Source organism: Streptomyces sp. GL_148, from assembly GCF_057834205.1.
In genome coordinates, this window is record NZ_CM174396.1 from 5,322,089 (window position 1) to 5,341,174 (window position 19,086).

Sequence of the window (19,086 nt, forward strand, 5' to 3'; positions counted from 1 at the left end):
GGCACGTTCGTGGCTGTCCAAGAGATGTCCAGAAGCACCCATACCGCGGCCTGTGCCTGCGAGGACTGCACACGAGAGGGGCACCGCCGCGCGGTCGCAGCGTTCCTGGAGAAGCGCGACGAGTTCGCCTCCGGGCAAGGGGTGCCGGCCGCCGTGGCCCACTCCCTCGGAGCCTCCCGCCAGTGGGTCTCCGACGAGCTGACCCTGTCGGCCCGGACGGTCGCCGACCGGGGCCGGGAGGCGGGCAGTTCCTGGCTCTACCTGTTCTCCCGGCGGGCCGTCCTCGCCGTGTGGATCGCCGCGGGGGTGCTGCTCCTGGTCCAGGTCGGCACCGCGCTCGGCACCGGCTGGTCCACGGCGCGCACCGCCGGACTGCTCGCCGCGCTCGTGCTGGCCGCCCTGCTGACGGTGGCGGCCCGCGCGCAGACGCTCCGGGGCGGTCTGCTGGCCCCGCTCGTCGGCGAGGACAACCGGCTGTCCACCTCGAAGACGGTACCGAGCGCCTGGCTGGTGCTCACCGCCTTCGCGACGCTGCTGCCCGCGCTGCGCCTCGCGGCCTCCTCGCCGGGACCGGAGCGCCAGGCGCTGTACGAGGGGTTCGCGCTCGACCGGGCGCTGCCGCTGCTGGCGGTGCTCGGGCTGACCTCGGGGGTCGCGGTGCTGGTGCGCCGGGTGGTCTCCGTACGGATCATGGGGCAGCGGCTGCAGAAGCTGCCGGCGGACCGCCCGACCGGGGCGGACCTGCTGACGGACGACGCGGGCCGGGGCTCCTTCCCGGACGCCCAGTACGTCCTGGTCTCCACGGTGGTGCTGGCCTTCGCGGCGGTCTCGCTGGCCCGGTTCCCGGACCGGCTGCCGGCGCTGCCGTGGGCGCTGGCGCTGCTGGTGGCGCTGTCGGCGGCCGTGTACCTGGCGGCGAAGTACGCGGAGGGCAGCCGCCCGTTGGTCCTGTCGGTGGTGCGCAGACGCGAGCCCGGGGATCTGGACGCGGCGATCCGCCCCGGGGACGACATCGAGATCCGCGGAGTGGGCTTCGTCCCGCCGGGGGCGCAGACGCCGGAGATGCTGGCCCGGCTGGTGGTCCGGGTGGGTGCGGTCCATGTGCACGTACCGCTGGTCCCGGTGGCGGGCGGCTTCACCAACCCGTCCGACGCCGTGCTGACCGTGCCGGTCCCGGCGGAAGTGGAGCCGGGGCGGATCGAGATCCAGGTCGTCACCGCCGCGGGGGTGGAATCAAACCGGTGCACCATCGACGTGGCGGAGTGAAGCGGGTACACATAGCGCGTGACCCGAACTGACGTCCCCTCCGGCGCCCCTGACGCTCCTACCGGACTGAGCCGCCCGCGCGATCTGCGCGAGTTGCGCGAGCTCGCCGCCCGCCACGCGCTCCTGCCCCTGCGGATCTTCCTCGGCGTGACCTTCGTCTACGCCGGCCTGGACAAGCTGACCGACTCGGTGTTCCTCAGCGCCACCGGCAGCGGCTCCATCGGCGAACTGATGAACGGGGTGCGCGACACCGCGGCGATTCCGGCCATGGTGGACCTGGCCCTGAAGGCGCCCGTCGGCTTCGCCGTGGCCCTGGCCATCGGGGAACTCCTGGTCGGCCTGGGGGTCCTGGCCGGGCTGCTGACCCGGATCGCGGCCGTCGGCGGAGCCCTGATCTCGCTCAGCCTGTGGCTCACCGTGTCCTGGGCGGTGACCCCCTACTACTACGGCAACGACCTGATCTACCTCATGGCCTGGACCCCGCTGGTCCTCGCCGGGGCGCCCTACCTCTCGCTGGACTCGCTGATCCGCTCGCGCCGGTCGCGCCGCACGGCGTAGGTCACCAGTCCGGCGACGGCGGCGAAGGCGAGACCGCCCGCGGTCATCATGAGGACGAAGAACCAGGGCGGGTCGGCCTCGCCCGCCGCGCCGAGGAGATAGAGCACCCCGCCCGCCATCAGGACCAGTCCCGCGATCAGCCGTCCCGGCTGGAACTCATGACGTCGCACGGGCCACCTCCACCTGTCCCACACCCGCGCTGAGGTGCAGCTCGATCGTGCCGCCGGCCTTGGTGCCCGCGGCGGGCGGCAGGGTTGCCGTCCGGGTCTCGGTGCGGTTCCGCACCCGTACGTCCTCGCCCGTGTCGCCGGGCATCTGGATGTCGCCCAGCCTGATCGTCGCCACCGTCTTCGCGGTGACCTCCCTCGGGAGGATCACCCGCAGCCGGCCCGCGTCGATGGAGGCGCGGACGGGCACGGTGGTGCCCTTGGGCACGTCCACGTGGCTGAGGTCCAAGGTGGCGAGCCCGGTACCCGCCTCGTACACCGGCGCCACCTCGGCCACCGCGGTCGGATGCCAGTCCACGACGCGCCAGTCGGTACTGATGTCCTTGGGCAGCGCGACCGACCCGGCCAGCAGGACGGCCGTGATCACCGAGAGCAGGACGGTGCCGAAGCCGGTGCGGCCCTTGACCGAGCTCACCGCGAGCCCCAGGCCGAAGACGGCGAGGGCGGCGGCGAAGCCGACCTGCAGGGCGTGGCTCAGGGTGCTGCCCTCCCAGACCGCGGCGGTGGCGATGCTCCCGGCCAGTGCGGCCAGGACGAACACCCGGCCGCCGATGCCGCCGCGGGGCTCCCAGGGGACGCGCTCCCCGGACGGCGGGGCCGTTGCCGGGCCGCCGCCGGGGACGACCTCGGCCGAGTCCTCCGGGCCCCACAGGTACCCCGTCGAGCCGACCGGTCCCGTGGTGCCGTCCTTGACCAGCGGATCGCGCCACCAGGACGGGCCCCCGGGCGCGGGCGGCGCCTGGGTCTCGGGCGGCGCCGGACTGTGCGCGGTGCGGTGCCCGGTGCGGGTGGCCGCCGGGTACACGAACTCGGCGCCCGGCGCGGCCTTCTCCTCTTCTCCTGGCTGGAGCCGCCCGCCGGGCCCGCTCCGCCGGCGCTGCGACCAGTACGCCGCGGCGCCCAGTGCCAGGGCGGCCAGGACGGAGAAGACCGCCAGCCCGCCGTTGTCCAGCATCGACAGGAACAGGGCGCAGCCCACCAGCGCGGCGAAGACGGCCGCCAGCGTCGAGCCCTCGACCCGGCCGGTCAGCAGCTTCTTCGCCTCGCTGTCCTCATCGCCCTCCTGGGGCAGCAGCAGCCACGCGAAGCCGTAGAAGATCAGACCGACGCCGCCGGTGACGGCGAGGACGCCGAGCACGATCCGGAAGATCACCGGGTCGAGACCGAAGTACCGGCCCAGGCCGCCGCACACGCCCGCGAGCACCTTGTCCCGCTTGGCGCGGCGCAGGGGAGGGCGCTCGGCGAGCGGCGAAGCGGAGCCGGCGCTCGCGCCGGCCGCACTCGCGGCGGCTCCTGGGTCCGGCGGCGGGGAATCGTGGACTTCGGTCATGCGTACATGGTGACGGTCCGCCGCGGCCGCGGGCATCCGGATCTACCCTGGCGCAACCCTGATATCCCCCCGAGAGAACTGGGGGGCTGCCCTGATGCCACGGCCGCCGCGAGCGTGTGACCATCGGTGACATGCCCGTAGCAGCCGCCCCACGCACGCCGTACGCACCGGACTCCGACGAAACGCCGCAGCGCAAGCTCTACCGCAGCGCCGACGGCCGGATGCTCGGCGGAGTCGCGCGCGGCCTCGCCGGGCACCTGGGCCTGCCCGTCGTCTGGGTCCGGCTCACCTTCCTCGGCCTGTTCATGTGGGGCGACGGCCTCGGCGTGCTGCTCTATGCCGCGTTCTGGGTCTTCGTACCGCTCGGCGTCGGCGGCCGCAGCGGCCACCGCTCCTACTTCGACACCCTCCCCGACGGCACCCGGCGACTGCGCAAGCCCGAGCGGGGCCAGATCATCGCGCTGATCGCGCTGTGCGTCGGCGCGGGCATGTTCATCTCCCAGGTCCAGGTCGGCGGCAGCTCCGGACGGTACGTGTGGCCGACCCTGCTCGTCGGAGCCGGTGTGGTCCTGGTCTGGCGCCAGGCCGACAACGCCCGCCGCGCCCACTGGAACGCCGCCGCCGGCCGGCACGCCCGGCTGCTGCAGGCCGCCCGCGCACTCGCGGGCGTCGCCCTGGTCGGCGTGGGCCTGACCGTCTTCATCGTGGTCCGCGGCTCCGCCGCCCAGCTCGGCAACGTACTGACCGCCACCCTCGCCGTCCTCGTCGGCGTCGCCCTCCTGGCGGGGCCCTGGCTGATCCGGATGACCCAGGACCTCTCCGAGGAGCGCCTGATGCGCATCCGCGCCCAGGAGCGCGCCGAGGTGGCCGCCCACGTCCACGACTCCGTGCTGCACACCCTCACCCTGATCCAGCGCAACGCCGAGGACGTCGGGGAGGTGCGCCGCCTCGCCCGCGCCCAGGAGCGGGAGCTGCGCAACTGGCTGTACAAGCCCGAGGGCACCGGCAAGGACGAGGGCGAGGAACCCACGACGCTCGCCGAGGCCGTGAAGAAGACCGCCGCCGAGGTGGAGGACCACCACGGGGTGCAGATCGAGGTGGTCGTCGTCGGCGACTGCCCCCTCGACGAGAAGCTGGCCGCACAGATGCAGGCCGCGCGCGAGGCGATGGTCAATGCCGCCAAGTACGGTGGCGACGGCGGCCCCGTCCAGGTGTACGCCGAGGTGGAGGGCCAGACGGTGTTCGTGTCCGTACGGGACCGCGGACCCGGCTTCGACATCGACGCGGTACCGGACGACCGGATGGGCGTACGAGAATCGATCATCGGCCGGATGCAGCGCAACGGCGGGACCGCTCGACTGCGGTCCGCGCCCGACGGCGGCACGGAAGTCGAGCTGGAGATGGAGAGGGCGGCGAAGGCAGCATGACCGAGGACAGCGCGAGCACCGGCGGCGTGACCAGGAGGGTCCGGGTGGTGCTCGTCGACGACCACCGGATGTTCCGCACCGGGGTACAGGCCGAGATCGGCGAGACCGAGCGGACCGGGGTCGAGGTCGTCGGCGAGGCCGCCGACGTGGACCAGGCCGTCACCGTCATCACCGCCACCCGACCCGAGGTGGTGCTCCTCGACGTGCACCTGCCCGGTGGCGGCGGCGTCGAGGTACTGCGCCGCTGCGCCCCGCTGATGGGCGCCGTCGAGGACCCGGTACGGTTCCTGGCCCTGTCGGTGTCGGACGCCGCCGAGGACGTCATCGGGGTCATCCGGGGCGGCGCCCGCGGCTACGTCACCAAGACGATCACCGGCACCGACCTGGTGGACTCGGTCTTCCGCGTCCAGGAAGGGGACGCGGTGTTCTCGCCGCGGCTGGCGGGCTTCGTGCTCGACGCCTTCGCCTCGACGGACGCCCCGCCGGTCGACGAGGACCTGGACCGACTCACCCAGCGCGAGCGCGAGGTGCTGCGGCTGATCGCGCGCGGGTACGCGTACAAGGAGATCGCCAAGCAGCTGTTCATCTCGGTCAAGACCGTGGAATCCCACGTCTCGGCGGTGCTGCGCAAGCTCCAGCTCTCCAACCGCCACGAGCTGACCCGCTGGGCAACGGCCCGCCGGCTGATCTGACCCGGTCGGCCGGGCTCCGGTCGGCTGGGCCCGGGTCGGCTGGGGTCGGCTCGGTCCGGGCCCCGGTCGGCAGGGTCCGGGTCGGCAGGGTCCCGGTCAGGCGGGCCGTGAGGCTCCGGCCCAGGGCATCGAGTCGATCGGCGCGAGGCGGACCGTGGAGCCGGGGCGCGGGGCGTGGACCATCTGGCCGTTGCCGACGTACATGCCGACGTGCGTGACGCCGGAGTAGAAGAACACCAGGTCGCCGGGGGCCAGTCGGTCGCGGGAGACCCGCTGTCCCGCGTTGATCTGCGTGTAGGTGGTGCGCGGCAGCGACACCCCGGCCGCCCGCCAGGCCGCCTGGGTCAGACCGGAGCAGTCGTAGGAGCCCGGACCCGTCGCGCCCCACACGTACGGCTTGCCGATCGCCCCGTACGCGAACGCCACCGCGCGGGCCGCGCGGGAGCCGTCGGAAGGCGGCGGAGCCTGGGTGGCGGGGCCGCTCGGGGCGGGGCCGGCCGAGCGGGCCTCGTAGGCCGCCCGCTCCTCGGCCGTCAGCTTGGCCAGCAGCCGCTGCGCGGCGGTCAGCTTCTCCTCGATCTCGGCCTTGTGGCCCGCGAGGTCCCTCTGCCGGGCCCGCAGGTCGGAGAGGCGCCCGGCGGCCTGGTCCTTGAGCTTCCCCACCTCGTCGAGCCCCCGCCGCACGGCCGAGACATCGGCCGCGCTGCGGTTCCCGGCGCGGGTGATGAGGGCGGCCCGGTCCAGGTACTCCTGCGGATCGTCGGACATCGCCAGCTGTACGGCGGCGCCCAGCGTGCCGCTGCGGTACTGCGTCGCGGCCAGCGAACCGAGCGCGCTGCGGGCCGTGTTGAGCCGGTCGGTCTTGCGGGCGGTCTCGTCCCGCAGCCCGTCGAGCGCGCGCTGCGCCTCGTCGGCCTTCTCCTTCGCCCCGTTGTACCGGTCCGTCGCCGCCTCGGCCTCCTCGTAGAGCCGGTCCATCTCCGCCTTGACCTGCGAGGGCGTCGGCTGCGGATCGGCGTGGGACGTGCCTTCGAACGCGGTGGCGGTGGCAGCGCCCGCGAGGGCGAGGGTGGCGGCGGTGGTGCGTACGGAACTCCGTGCCGTGCCGCCGGTGAGCGGGCGCTGCCTGGGCTTTCGATGACTGGCCACGAGGGCCTCACGTCCTTCCTCCATCGGTGCTTGGAGGAGGACGCTAGACCCGAAGGTAACGGGCAGATGACGAGATGATCGAAAGTGGCCTGACGCGACCGGAGCTGTCCGGTCGGGCGCCTGTCGATGGCCGTCCGCTAGCCGCGGATCTCCGTCAGGCGGGCGAAGACGACCACGTTGCCGTCGTATCCGCCCTTCTTCGAGAAGCCTCCGCCGCAGGTGATCACGCGGAGCTCCGGTGCGCCCTTGGGGCCGTAGACCCGCGCCGCCGGAAAGTCGTTCTTGCCGACGACCTCGATGCCGTACACCGTGAACACGGCGGTACGGCCGTCCTGTCGGTCCACCTCGATGTGGCGGCCCCGCTCGAGCGAGCCGAGCGTGTAGAAGACGGCCGGACCCTGCTTGTTGTCCACGTGACCGTCGATCACCGTCGTGCCCTGGGTGCCCGGAGCGGGGGAGCCCTCGTACCAGCCGGCCAGGTTCCGCTCCTGCGGCGGCGGGGCGTCCACCCAGCCCTCGGCGTCGAGTCCGACCCGGGTGACGGCGGCGTCGACCTGTACGGCCGGAATCCGGATCCGGGTCGGCGGGGAGGGCTTCAGCGGCTGCGGGGCAGGCGGGAGGCGGCGGGCGGCCTCGTCGTGGGCCGGGTCGCTGACCAGCGCGGCGGCCTGAGCGGGCTGCGGCGGGCCGCCGTTCGGGTCGAGCCCGTTGGTGAGGAGAAACGTGCCGCTGAGGGCGACCACGGCAACGACGCCCCAGCCGCCGCGAGGCTTCGTACGCTCCTGGGGGCGGGGCATGATGCGCGCTCCTTCCTGGGTTCGGGGGGTTCGGGGGTTTCGGCGGCCGGCACTGGACCGGGCCCGTCCGGTCGCCAGGGGCGGATCGGACGGGCCCGGCGGTCAGGGGGCCGGCGGTCAGGCGTTGTCGCCCGCCCGGCGGCGCATCAGGAACACGCCGCCGCCGAGCGCGCCGGCCAGCAGCGCGGAACCGGCCGCGATCTCGGTGCCGTTCAGCCCGGCGGCGCCGCCGCCGAGGCCGGCCTTGACGCCCTTGGAGGGGGAGGAAGGGGTGGTCGTTCCGGTCTCGGTACCGGTACCGGTCGAGTGGCCCGCGACCGTGAGGGTGGTCGTGCCCTTCTCGCCCTTGCAGTCGAAGGTGACCTCGTACTGCGCACCCGGCTTGGCGTCCGCGTCGACCTTGACGGTGGCGGACTTGCCCTCGTTGAGCTCGACCGCGTCGAAGATGCCGGAGGAGACCTTGACCAGCGGTTCCTGGCACTTGGTGGCGTTCAGGGTGACGGTGCCGCCCGGGGCGACGGTGGAGGGCGAGACGGTGAAGCCGAAGGACGTGACGTTGGGCGTGGTCCCGCCGTCGTTGGCCGAGGCCATCGGCGCGGCGAGCGCGAAGGCAGCGGTGGACAGCAGGGCTACGGACGCGACACGTATGGAACGCATGGTGAATCCTCCGGGTCCCCGAGGCGCAGCCGCGAACACTTTGTCCGCAAAAGGCAGTAAATGCTCCTCGATGTGCTAGACGCTAGGTCCGGTTGGCGGAACCCGCGAATCGAACAGCACGAACGGACCAACGGAGAGAGTGAGTTGGCGGGCGCTCCGTCAACTCCTCTGATACGGACGGTGAGCGCCACGCCGGACGGCACGCCGCAGGATGGCGCTGAGTGACGGACACGCCGAGGGAGCGGCCAACGGGCCCCGATGGACTGATCCGTGGCCGCCGACGGGCCTGCGCGAGGTCGCCGACGGACCGGCGCGTGGTCGCCGACGGGCCGGCACGAGGTCGCCGACGGAGCGCGGCCGGCGGCAGAGCGGAGCGCGGCCGGCGCCGCGTTCACCCCGGCCGGACGCTGCCGTAGACCGGCTGGTAGTAGACCGAGTCCTCGCGGACGGACGTCCCCGGCCGCGGGGCGTGGATCATGCGGCCGCCGCCGATGTAGATCCCGACGTGGCTGATGTCCGCGTAGAAGAAGACCAGGTCCCCCGGGCGCAGATCCTTCATCGCGATCCGCGGAGCCGCCTTCACCTGGTCCCAGGTGGTGCGCGGCAGCGTGATCCCCGCCGCCCGCCAGGCGGCCTGGGTCAGGCCGGAGCAGTCGTACGAGCGCGGGCCGGTCGCTCCCCAGACGTACGGTTTTCCCAGCTGGGCCCGGGCGAAGGCCACCGCCTTGGCCCCGGCGGCCGACGCGGCGGCGTCCGCGGGCAGCGGCCCCGAGGCGGCCGGGCCCCGGGGGGCCAGGGCCCGCGCCCGCTCCGGTGGGGTGAGCCGCGCCAGCAGGGTGTTCGCCTCCGCGAGCCGGCCCTGTACCTCCTGCTTGCGCCCGCGCAGCTCCTCCTGCGCCCGCTCCAGCTCCGCGACCACCACGGCCGCCTCCCGGCGCTTGCCCGCCGTCTCCGCCCTGGCCCGGGTGTACTGGGTGAGCAGTGCGTCCTCGCGGCCGCCCAGCCGGTTCAGCAGGTGGGTCTGCGCGAAGAAGGCCTGTGGATCGTCGCTGAGCAGCAGGGTCGCGGTCCCGCCGAGGCCGCCGGCGCCGCGGTACCGGTCGGCGGCGTAGCTGCCGAGCAGCCGCCGGGCCTCGTTCAGCTTCTGCGTGGTGCCGGCGATCTGGTCCATGAGGGCCGACAGCAGGGCCCGCTGCTGCGTGGTCCGGCCGGCCGCCGCGTCGTAGGCCTGGGTGGCGGTGCCCGCCTGCCGGTGGAGGTCGTCCACGCGGGTCCGTACCTCCTCCACCGAGGGGCGGGGCGCGGGAGCCGCCGCGGCCTGGTGGGGGAGGAGCAGGCCTAAGGAGGTCAGGGCCGCGGTCGTGACGACCGCGGCGGGGGCGTTCGGATGTCTTCGGGTGCGCGGCTTGCGGTGGTGGGGGGAGGGGTGGGACGAGGGGAATCCGTACGTGTACACGGGCCGGCACCTCCTTCCGGTTGGCGGAGGACGCTAGCGCCGGAGGGGGCGCCTCGGAAGGGGCTGGACCGGTCGGGACCGCTCCGCAGGGCATATGCCGCCCAATTTTCCGGGGGCGGGACCGGCTGTCGGTCCCGCCCTCTAAACTCGGAAGGCGATGAGCAGCCTCTTTGACGACAGCTTCCTGGCCGACCTCTCCCCCTCCGAAGAGGTCCCCCCGCCGCCCGAAGATCACGCCGCCCCCGAGGCGGACGCGGACGATCTCTTCGGGGGCCGGTTCGACGCGCCCATCAGCGGGGACGCGTACTACCGTGACGGCGCCCCCAGGCCCGTCATCGACCCGGCGGCGCTCCTGGAGGGGCTGAACACGGAGCAGCGCGCCGCCGTGGTGCACGCGGGCTCCCCGCTGCTCATCGTGGCCGGCGCCGGATCCGGCAAGACGCGCGTGCTGACGCACCGCATCGGCCACCTGCTGGGCGCGCGCGGGGTCCACCCCGGCCAGATCCTGGCGATCACCTTCACCAACAAGGCCGCCGGTGAGATGAAGGAGCGCGTCGAGGGCCTGGTCGGCCCGCGCGCGAACGCCATGTGGGTCTCCACCTTCCACAGCGCGTGCGTGCGCATCCTGCGCCGCGAGTCCAAGCGCCTCGGTTTCACCTCGTCCTTCTCGATCTACGACGCGTCCGACTCGAAGCGCCTGATGGCTCTCGTCTGCCGCGACCTGGACCTGGACCCGAAGAAGTTCCCGCCGAAGGCCTTCAGCGCCAAGATCTCGAACCTGAAGAACGAGCTCATCGACGAGGACGCCTTCGCCGGGCAGGCCGCCGACGGCTTCGAGAAGACCCTCGCCCAGGCGTACGCGATGTACCAGGGGCGGCTGCGCGAGGCCAACGCCCTCGACTTCGACGACATCATCATGACCACGGTCCACCTGCTCCAGGCCTTCCCGGAGGTCGCGGAGCACTACCGGCGCCGCTTCCGGCACGTGCTGGTCGACGAGTACCAGGACACCAACCACGCCCAGTACACGCTCGTGCGCGAGCTGGTCGGGACCGGCTACCCGGACCTGCCGCCCGCCGAGCTCTGCGTGGTGGGTGACGCCGACCAGTCGATCTACGCCTTCCGCGGGGCGACCATCCGCAACATCCTCCAGTTCGAAGAGGACTACGCGGACGCGACCACGATCCTGCTGGAGCAGAACTACCGCTCCACCCAGACGATCCTGTCCGCCGCCAACGCGGTCATCGAGCGCAACGAGAACCGCCGCGCGAAGAACCTGTGGACCGAGGCCGGCAGCGGCGCCGTCATCACCGGCTACGTCGCGGACACCGAGCACGACGAAGCGCAGTTCATCGCCGACGAGATCGACCGGCTGACGGACGCGGGCGACGCGAAGGCCGGCGACGTCGCGATCTTCTACCGGACCAACGCGCAGTCCCGCGTGTTCGAGGAGATCTTCATCCGCGTCGGACTGCCCTACAAGGTCGTCGGTGGCGTGCGCTTCTACGAGCGCAAGGAGGTCCGCGACGTCCTCGCGTACCTGCGCGTCCTGTCGAATCCCGAGGACAACGTTCCGCTCAGGCGCATTCTGAACGTGCCCAAGCGCGGCATCGGCGAGCGCGCCGAGGCGATGATCGACGCGCTCGCGATGCGCGAGAAGATCACCTTCCCGCAGGCGCTGCGCCGGGTCGACGAGGCCTTCGGCATGGCCGCCCGCTCGACCAATGCCGTCAAGCGCTTCAACGTGCTGATGGAGGAGCTCCGCACCATCGTCGACTCGGGCGCGGGCCCCGCGGTGGTCCTGGAAGCGGTCCTGGAGCGTACGGGGTACCTCGCCGAACTCCAGGCCTCGACCGACCCGCAGGACGAGACCCGGATCGAGAACCTCCAGGAACTGGCCGCCGTGGCGCTCGAATTCGAGCAGGCGCGGGAAGCGGCGGCCGCCGAAGCCGCAGAGAACGGCGCCCCGCCGGTGGGCCCCGGCACCCTCTCCGAGTTCCTGGAGCAGGTCGCGCTCGTCGCCGACTCCGACCAGATCCCGGACGAGGACACCGACGGCAACGGGGTCATCACCCTCATGACCCTGCACACCGCCAAGGGCCTCGAGTTCCCGGTGGTCTTCCTGACCGGTATGGAGGACGGGGTCTTCCCGCACATGCGCGCGCTGGGCCAGACCAAGGAACTGGAGGAGGAGCGCCGCCTCGCCTACGTCGGCATCACGCGGGCGCGCGAGCGGCTGTACCTGACGCGCTCGAGCATGCGCAGCGCCTGGGGCACGCCCTCCTACAACCCGCCGTCGCGGTTCCTGGAGGAGATCCCGGCCGAGTACCTGCAGTGGAAGCGGACGGGCGCGGCGCAGAAGCCGGCGGGCCCGATGCGGAGCTCGTCGGGTTCGGGGTACGGGTCTTCGGGCTCGGGCGGGTCGAAGTCCTCGTTCGGCACCTCGCCGGAGGCCTTCCTGTCCTCGTCGCGAACGAAGTCGGGCCCGTCGGGGTTCGCCACGCGGCGGGCCTCCGACAAGCCGGTCATCGCGCTGGTGGTCGGGGACCGGGTCACGCACGACCAGTTCGGCCTGGGCACGGTCATGGAGGTCAGGGGAGCGGGCGCGGACGCGCAGGCCACCATCGACTTCGGGGACGAGAAGCCGAAGCGGCTCCTGCTGCGGTACGCGCCGGTGCAGAAGCTCTGACGGGCGGAACGCGGAAGGGCCGGCCCCCTGAGGGGCCGGCCCTTCCGCGTTCTTCCGCGGGGTGTTCCTAGTTCGGGTTCAGGCCCTTGGCGCGCAGCCATGCCTGGGGGTCGACCGGGGAGCCGCCGCCCGGCCTCACCTCGAAGTGGAGGTGCGGGCCGGTGGAGTTGCCGGAGTTGCCGGAGTACGCGATCACGTCGCCGGCCTTGACCTTGCCGGAGCGGATCTTGGCGCTGCTGAGGTGGCAGTACCAGGTCTCGGTGCCGTCGGGCGCGGTGAGTATCACCATGTTGCCGTAGGCGGAGTTCCACTGGCTGCGGACGGTGCCGTCGGTGGCGGCCATGACCGAAGACCCGTAGGACACCGGGAAGTCGATGCCGGTGTGCACGGACATCCAGTTGACGCCGGCCTGACCGAAGCCGGCACTGAGGCCGTGCCGCGCGACGGGGAGCGCGAACTTGGGGCGGGCCGCTTCCTTGGCCGCCGCCTCCTCCGCCTTCCTCTTCTTCTCCTCGTCCTGGCGCACGCGCAGGTCGATGCGTTCCTGGGTGCGGCTCGCGCGGTCCGCGAAGTCGCCGGCGTCGGCGCTGAGGGCGGTGAGCTGCGTGTCGAGCTTGCTGTTCGCCGCGACCGGCTTGATGGAGGCCGGGTCGGGCGCGGCCAGGGTGGTGGTCTCCTCGGACGGCTTCTCCGTACCGGTGAGCCCGCCCACGGAGGCGGCGGCGACACCCGCGACACCCATCACGCAGGCCGAGGGAACGGCCACGGTCAGCAGCGCGGAACGCTTGGTCGGAGTGCGACGGCGGTTGGTGCCGCCGGCCTTGGCGGCACTCGCCTTGGCGACGGGCTTCGAGCCGGGCTTGGAGCCGGCGCGGCGCGAGGGGCGCGGCTCGGCGGGCGCGGCCGGGGTGACGGGCATGGCCTGGGTGGGGAGATCGTGCACCTTGGCGTCCGTACCCGCACCCGCACCCGCATCCACATTCGCGTCATCCGCGTCCGCGTCATCGGCGGGGAGGAACTCGAAGACGGCGGTCTCGGTGTAGGCCACGTCGACCCCGAGCCCGAGCCCGACCCCGATCCCGACCTCGGCCTCGGGTGAGGTCGCGGCGTAGACCTCGTACCCGTAGTCGTAGGCGTACTGCTGTTCGTGGACCTGGGCGTGGGCCTGGCCGTGGGCCTGCTCCTGCGCCGGGACGTGCTGTTGTTGCTGGTGCTGCTCGTAACCGCCGTACCCGTAGGTCTGCTCGGAGGCCGTGTTCCAGACGGTGGCGTCGTAGGCGCCGGTCTCGGTCCCATAGCCCGGGACCGACCAGTGGCCGGTCTGCTCGGCGGAGGTCTCGTAACCGAAGGCGGTGGACTGGTAGTCCATGGAGACGCCGCCCTGGGTGGGGACGGTCGAGAGGTAGCCGTCGTAGCCGGTGTATCCGTCGACGGACGGCTGCGCGTAGCCGTTCTGGGGGGCTGACCACGCCGTGGTGTCGTACGAGCCGGTGTCGTAGGAACCGTAGGTGGCGCCGTAGTTGTAGCCCTGGCCCTGCGTTTCATAGGACGCATACGCTGAATCGCCAGCGAAAGTGGTGGTGGAAAGGCCGTCATACCCAAAATCGGGGTACTGGCCCGACGAGGGGCGGTCGTTCACCAACTTCTCTTTCGCCTCGGCAGCGGGGGGCCTGGGTGGCCGAGGAATGTGGGGTCCTCGGAGGAGAGCAGTGGCGTGACTGTACCCGGCGGTTACACGCAACGACAATCTTCGGAGGGTTTTGTGCTCGGCGGAACCGGGCATTCGGCCGCCTTTCGGTCGCCCGAAGACCGACCCTTGGCCTTGAGTTCGAAAAGCGTTCGACTGGAGGTCGGTTTTCGCTCCCACGGCCGAGGCGGCACGGGCGGCCGGCCGGTCAGGCGACGGAAGCGGCGCCGGGGTGCGGGAGTGCGATCGGCCTGGGGCCGTCGAGCGAGCGCCGGACCGCCGCGATCACGGTGGGGTGCGCGGGCAGGGCCAGATGTCCGATGCCGGTGACCTGCACGTTTTCCGCGAGCAGGTCCGGGTGTTCGATGCGGGCCGTTTCGGTCGGGTCCATCAGCTCGTCGAACTCGCTCCAGAACGCCACGCACCGGGTCCGGCAGCCGGGCGCGGGCGCGCGCAGTTCGGTGAGCACCTCGGAATCCGGGCGCATCTGCCGGACCAGGGGGTGCGCGTCCATGAAGGGCGCCACGCGGGTGCCGGAATGCGGGGTGCCGAGCGTGACGAGCGTGCGGACGCGCGCGTCGCCGCCGAGGCGCTGGACGTAGTACCGCCCGACCAGCCCGCCGAGGCTGTGCCCCACCAGGTCCACCCGGTCCTGCCCCGAGCGCTCGCACAGCTCCTCGACGCGTCGGGCGAGGTGCCGGGCGGTGGTGCGCAGGTCGCGGGTGAAGGGGGAGTAGTTGTACGCCTCCACCTGCCGCCGGCCGCCGGCCCCGAGGGTGCGGCGCAGCAGGACGAAGACGGAGCGGTTGTCGGTGAACCCGTGGAGCAGCAGCACCGGCGGGCGCTCGTGGGTGGCGGCGGCGGGTCGCTCCGGCAGGACGCCGGTGGGATACAGCAGGATGTGCCCGCCGAGCACGATGACTTCCAGTACGCCCGCCCGCAGCGCGGCCCCGGACATGGTCAGCCCCATGACGTCCCCCCTAGCGTCTTGGGACCGGGGCGTCCGACCGCCCCGTGCCGTGCGGCTGTCGGCGCGGAGCGGTGGTACGCCATCCCACGTGTGATTTCCCCCTCGTGGTTGACCGTGAAACGGGGGTGTGCGCAATGCTGTACTTAACGTTCGTTCACTCGGGAGGCAGTGCGATGGGTGTGACCGGTCCGATCCGTGTGGTGGTGGCCAAGCCGGGCCTCGACGGCCACGACCGAGGCGCCAAGGTGATCGCGCGGGCCCTGCGGGACGCGGGCATGGAGGTCATCTACACCGGCCTTCACCAGACCCCCGAACAGATCGTCGACACGGCGATCCAGGAGGACGCCGACGCGATCGGTATGTCGATCCTGTCGGGCGCGCACAACACGCTGTTCGCGCGCGTGCTGGAACTCCTCGCGGAGCGCGACGCGGAGGACATCAAGGTGTTCGGCGGCGGCATCATTCCGGAGGCGGACATCGCTCCGCTGAAGGAGAAGGGCGTGGCCGAGATCTTCACCCCGGGCGCGACGACGACGGCGATCGTCGACTGGGTCCGCGCCCACGTCCGCCAGCCGGCATAGCCGCCCACGCGGCGCCGTTGCCGGGGCCCAGTCCCCGGACCCCTGCTCCTCAAACGCCGGAGGGGCTGATTTTTGGCCGGCGTCAGCCTGCACGTTCAGGCTGACGCCGGCTGTATTCAGCCTCGCCGGCGTTTGAGGCGCGGGGTCTGGGGCGGAGCCCCAGGGGGTCCGGGCGCAGCCCGGGGAACGGGCGAAGGGCGGGTAGGGGACTTTGCCCCGCAGGGTTGCCCCCCGCGCCGTCGGCGGCGGCATGCGCCATCCCCGGACCGCGCCGGCGGTCAGCGCGGCGGCGCCAGTTCCGCGTGCAGCGCGGCCCGCAGCCGCAGGGTGGCGACCAGCCGTTGGAAGGCCTCCGACCAGTACGCCGCCGCACCCCCCTCCTCCACCGGCTCTGCCGCCAGCGCATCGAGCCGCCCCGCCTCCGCAGGATCAAGGCACCGCTCCGCCAGCCCCATCACCCCGCTGAAGCTCCACGGGTAGCCGCCCGCCTCCCGCGCGGAGTCCAGCGCCTCGATCACCGCCCGCCCCAGCGCCCCCGCCCACGGCACCACGCACACCCCGAGCAGCTGGAACGCCTCCGACAGCCCGTGCGCGCGTATGAACTCCGCGACCCAGCCAGCCCGTTCCTCCTCCCCGAGGGTCGACAGGAGCTTCGCCCGCTCCGCCAGCGACGCCGTCGCCGGGCCCGCCGCGGGCGGTGCGGACGCCGAGCCGAGCAGGGCCTGCGACCACGCGGGGTCGCCCTGCCGCACCGCGGCCCGGCACCATGCCGCGTGCAGTTCCTCCGCCCAGCCCTCGGCCACCGGCAGCGCCACGATCTCCGCCGGGCCGAGCCCCCCGAACCGGTCCCGCCAGCACGACAGCGGCGCGGACTCCACCAGCTGCCCCAGCCACCAGGCCCGCTCCCCGCGCCCGGCCGGCGGCCGCTTGACCACGCCGTCGTGCAGCATCCCCGCATCGCACTCGGTGGGTGGCGTCACCCCCTCCGGGCCGACGCAGGCCAGCGCCCGCTCCGCCATCCGCCCGGCCAGCGCCGAGGCCGGCAGCGCGGACAGCAGTTCGGCGGCGGTCGCGCGGACATTGCGGCTGCGGTCGCCCAGCGCCGCCTCCAGGAACGGCTCATCACCCGCGGACAGCCCCACCCGCAAGGAGTCGAGGAACATCAGCCGGTCCTCGGCCCGCTCGGTGCTCCACGTGGTCTCCAGCAGTCGCGGCCCGGCTGCCGCCTCGTGGGCCCGTACGCGGCCGAGCAGCGCGACCCGCTCCGCGAACAGCCCCTCCTGCCACAGTCGCTCCACCCCCACCGCGTCCTGCGGGCCGGGCAGTTCGCCGGCGCCGGTTCCCCCGCGCAGAGCGAACCGCCAGTCCGGATTGAGCCGGGCCAGCCACAGCCCGCGCGTCCCGGCCAGGGCCAGCGCCTGCGGCCGGAGGTCGCTGCGGGCCCGCGCGACGTCCAGCAGTGCGGGCACCAGCGAGGCCGGCGCCCGGTACCCGTACTGTCCGGCGGCTGCCAGCCACTGCGGCAGCAACTCCGTCAGGTCCGGGGCGGCCCCCCGCCGCCCGCTGCCGCTGCCCGCACCGGCCCGGCCCGCCAACAGCTGCGCGAGCCGCCGCCCGGCCGCTTCCGGCGGCTCCGGACGCGGGTCGCGCGGCGCGGGCTCGGGCCGCGGACCCGCCTCGGCGGGTCTCAGTCCGGCCCGGCGCCGTACCGTCTGCACGGCCGCGGCGCCGAGCAGGGCCTCGGGACTGCCCCGGCGCCGCTCGGTGCCCAGCAGCGCGGCGCCCACCAGCTCGTCCCAGTTCTCGTCCCCGTAGGCCGTGTCCGTCGACCCGTCCGTCGTTCTGTCCGTGGTGGTGTCCGTGGTCGTGTTCACCGGATGCCCTCCCTCTTTCCCTCGTGTGCCGTGCCGTGTGCGGGTGTCGTGCTCCGGTCCCGCCCCCTCCGCGGGACCGGAGCAGCTCATCTGTTTCCCCGTGGCGCACACGGCCGTACCTACGGCCTCAACTGGCGTGGTTGTCGTCCACGAAAGCCCCCCGGCTCACTCGTTTCGAATACGTCGGCGCTCCCGCGCCGCCGCCTTCCCCCTGCCGCCCGCTCAGCCCAGCACCACCGGCTCCGAGGAGTCCGGCTGCCAGGCCGTCAGCGGGGTGAATCCGCGGTGTCCGCACTCGCCGAACACCGTCAACGGGCCGCCCCCCGAAAGCGCGGCCAGCTGCCACAGCCCGGCCCCGGGCCGGCTCCCGGCCCCGGTCAGGGGCACGGGCAGGGCGGACGTCCCCTCCGCGTCCGCCAATTGCCATGCCGCTGCGCCCTGTTGTTCCCCCTGTCGCCCTCCTTGTCGTCCTCCCGGTATCGGAACCACCGGGCCGAGCACCACCGGCCAGGACTCCAGCCAGGGGTCCTCGCGCAGTGCCGCGCCGTACGTCTCCAGTGCCGCGCCCGTGCTCACGCCGGTCGGCGCGGTCCGCCGCGGCGCGGCCGGCGCGAACCTCTCCCCGAGATCCGCGCGCAGTCCGGCGGAGCCGGGCCGGAAGCGGGCTTCCGCCTCCAGCACCAGGCCGACGGGCAGCGCCAGCCCCGGCGGCCGCCCGGGCGGGCCGAAGTCCAGGACCAGGGCCGGCCGCCCGCTCGCCAGCCCGCGCAGCCATATCCGGCGGGTGGTGAGACGGCCGTCCGGTGACGCCGTGTCGTACTGGGCCAGCACGAGCCAGTGGTCCCGTACGGCCTCGCCTTCCGTCTGGGGCTGCAGTCCCAGACGGCTGCGGACCGTCGCGGCCAGCGGTTCCGGCAGTCCGGAAACGCCGAGCCAGGCCCGGTCCAGCAGGTGCAGCAGCGCGGCCTCCTCCAGCATCCGGGCGGGCCAGCCGGTGCCGCAACTGGGTATCGTCCCCAACTCCCGCACCCGCGCTGCCAGTCCGGGTGCCTGTGCGTCGACCATCCGGGCGGCGGTCTCCTCCCAGGCCGCGTATCCCGCCCGCTCCTGACCGGCGAGGCCGCCACGCACCAGGTCCGCGAGCCGCTGTTCCAGCTCGGTGACGCCCGCGCCGATGCGGGCCGCCCGCCGCTCGGCCCGCTTGCGGGCCCCTTCGGCGTCGGCCGGCCCCGCCCGGCCGGAGCGGTCGGCGGCGGGCCGCGCGGCCTTCGCCGCCCGCTCCGCGAGCCACTCGTCCGCCCAGTCCGGAGCCTCGGCCGTGGCGGCGGCCGGGGTGCCGGCCGTGTCATCGAGCCCCTCCGCGGCCCAGAGCAGCAACAGGCCCAGCGCGTGCTTGCACGGGAACTTCCGGCTCGGGCAGGAGCACTTGTACGCCGGCCCGGACACGTCGACGACCGTCCGGTACGGCTTGCTGCCGCTGCCCTTGCACAACCCCCACACCGCACCGGAAGCGGAACCTCCGGTCTGTGACCACGGCCCCGCCCCGCCGAGTCTGGCCCCCGCCTTGCGTGAGGCGTCGTCAGGAGCCAGAGCCAGTACCTGTTCCGCTGTCCAGCGGACCCCCTGCTCAGTCATGTGTTCCACCGTAGAGACCCCCACTGACAATCGCTCTGACCTGCAACGACGCATCTCCCGCGGCCCGTTGTCAGTGGTCGGGTGCATCGTG

At 73.2% G+C, this 19,086-nt stretch carries 16 protein-coding genes; 6 read left to right on the plus strand and 10 right to left on the minus strand.

Going from position 1 to position 19,086, the window contains the following annotated elements; genetic code table 11:
• The first annotated feature begins 9 nt into the window (after window positions 1–9).
• Window positions 10–1,266: a hypothetical protein gene (locus AC3IYI_RS24685; RefSeq protein ID WP_489405792.1), complete on the plus strand. Its 1,257-nt coding sequence runs from the start codon at window positions 10–12 to the stop codon at window positions 1,264–1,266.
• Window positions 1,267–1,332: 66 nt separating this feature from the next.
• Entirely contained in the window at window positions 1,333–1,824 is a 492-nt protein-coding gene (locus tag AC3IYI_RS24690; RefSeq protein ID WP_489411645.1) for a DoxX family protein, read from the plus strand.
• On the opposite strand, the gene AC3IYI_RS24695 is transcribed toward AC3IYI_RS24690, so the two are convergent.
• Together AC3IYI_RS24695 and AC3IYI_RS24700 are read right to left on the minus strand one after the other, a co-directional pair.
• Window positions 1,770–1,994: a hypothetical protein gene (locus AC3IYI_RS24695; protein WP_489405793.1), complete on the minus strand. Its 225-nt coding sequence runs from the start codon at window positions 1,992–1,994 to the stop codon at window positions 1,770–1,772. The genes AC3IYI_RS24690 and AC3IYI_RS24695 overlap by 55 nt on opposite strands.
• Window positions 1,981–3,381, minus strand: coding sequence for a PspC domain-containing protein (locus AC3IYI_RS24700; RefSeq protein ID WP_489405794.1), 1,401 nt, complete (start codon window positions 3,379–3,381; stop codon window positions 1,981–1,983). Before AC3IYI_RS24700 ends, AC3IYI_RS24695 begins: the two co-directional genes overlap by 14 nt.
• A gap of 131 nt (window positions 3,382–3,512) precedes the next feature.
• Between AC3IYI_RS24700 and AC3IYI_RS24705 the strand changes: the two genes are divergently transcribed.
• Together AC3IYI_RS24705 and AC3IYI_RS24710 are read left to right on the plus strand one after the other, a co-directional pair.
• Window positions 3,513–4,808 carry an ATP-binding protein gene (locus AC3IYI_RS24705; protein WP_489405795.1) on the plus strand — a complete coding sequence of 432 codons (1,296 nt, stop codon included), beginning with the start codon at window positions 3,513–3,515 and terminating at the stop codon, window positions 4,806–4,808.
• Complete coding sequence (locus AC3IYI_RS24710; protein WP_489405796.1) at window positions 4,805–5,500, plus strand: LuxR C-terminal-related transcriptional regulator; 696 nt, start codon at window positions 4,805–4,807, stop codon at window positions 5,498–5,500. The genes AC3IYI_RS24705 and AC3IYI_RS24710 overlap by 4 nt, the downstream gene beginning before the upstream one ends.
• A 96-nt stretch (window positions 5,501–5,596) precedes the next feature.
• Here the strand turns inward: AC3IYI_RS24710 and AC3IYI_RS24715 are convergent, their stop codons facing one another.
• The 4 genes from AC3IYI_RS24715 to AC3IYI_RS24730 all read right to left on the minus strand — a co-directional run bounded on the left by AC3IYI_RS24715 (window position 5,597) and on the right by AC3IYI_RS24730 (window position 9,559).
• Window positions 5,597–6,649: a C40 family peptidase gene (locus tag AC3IYI_RS24715; protein ID WP_489405797.1), complete on the minus strand. Its 1,053-nt coding sequence runs from the start codon at window positions 6,647–6,649 to the stop codon at window positions 5,597–5,599.
• A 137-nt stretch (window positions 6,650–6,786) separates the two neighbouring features.
• Window positions 6,787–7,446, minus strand: a complete 660-nt coding sequence (locus tag AC3IYI_RS24720) for a class F sortase (RefSeq protein WP_489405798.1) — start codon at window positions 7,444–7,446, stop codon at window positions 6,787–6,789.
• A 117-nt stretch (window positions 7,447–7,563) separates the two neighbouring features.
• Window positions 7,564–8,103: a hypothetical protein gene (locus AC3IYI_RS24725; RefSeq protein WP_489405799.1), complete on the minus strand. Its 540-nt coding sequence runs from the start codon at window positions 8,101–8,103 to the stop codon at window positions 7,564–7,566.
• A gap of 391 nt (window positions 8,104–8,494) precedes the next feature.
• A complete protein-coding gene (locus tag AC3IYI_RS24730) occupies window positions 8,495–9,559 on the minus strand; it encodes a C40 family peptidase (RefSeq protein WP_489405800.1) in 1,065 nt (354 codons plus the stop codon).
• Between the two features lie 157 nt (window positions 9,560–9,716).
• Between AC3IYI_RS24730 and pcrA the strand changes: the two genes are divergently transcribed.
• Complete coding sequence (gene pcrA, locus AC3IYI_RS24735; RefSeq protein WP_489405801.1) at window positions 9,717–12,248, plus strand: DNA helicase PcrA; 2,532 nt, start codon at window positions 9,717–9,719, stop codon at window positions 12,246–12,248.
• Between the two features lie 67 nt (window positions 12,249–12,315).
• Here the strand turns inward: pcrA and AC3IYI_RS24740 are convergent, their stop codons facing one another.
• Complete coding sequence (locus tag AC3IYI_RS24740; RefSeq protein WP_489405802.1) at window positions 12,316–13,887, minus strand: M23 family metallopeptidase; 1,572 nt, start codon at window positions 13,885–13,887, stop codon at window positions 12,316–12,318.
• A 256-nt stretch (window positions 13,888–14,143) separates the two neighbouring features.
• Window positions 14,144–14,905 (minus strand): esterase/lipase family protein, encoded by a 762-nt coding sequence (locus tag AC3IYI_RS24745; RefSeq protein ID WP_489405803.1) that lies wholly within the window; start codon window positions 14,903–14,905, stop codon window positions 14,144–14,146.
• A gap of 173 nt (window positions 14,906–15,078) precedes the next feature.
• Between AC3IYI_RS24745 and icmB the strand changes: the two genes are divergently transcribed.
• Entirely contained in the window at window positions 15,079–15,486 is a 408-nt protein-coding gene (icmB, locus tag AC3IYI_RS24750) for a coenzyme B12-dependent isobutyryl CoA mutase small subunit (protein WP_489405804.1), read from the plus strand.
• Between the two features lie 278 nt (window positions 15,487–15,764).
• Here icmB and AC3IYI_RS24755 read toward each other — a convergent pair whose 3' ends face one another.
• Both AC3IYI_RS24755 and AC3IYI_RS24760 read right to left on the minus strand, forming a co-directional pair.
• Window positions 15,765–17,450 carry a DUF5691 domain-containing protein gene (locus AC3IYI_RS24755; protein WP_489405805.1) on the minus strand — a complete coding sequence of 562 codons (1,686 nt, stop codon included), beginning with the start codon at window positions 17,448–17,450 and terminating at the stop codon, window positions 15,765–15,767.
• A gap of 132 nt (window positions 17,451–17,582) precedes the next feature.
• Entirely contained in the window at window positions 17,583–18,995 is a 1,413-nt protein-coding gene (locus AC3IYI_RS24760; RefSeq protein WP_489405806.1) for an SWIM zinc finger family protein, read from the minus strand.
• Window positions 18,996–19,086: the final 91 nt, after the last annotated feature.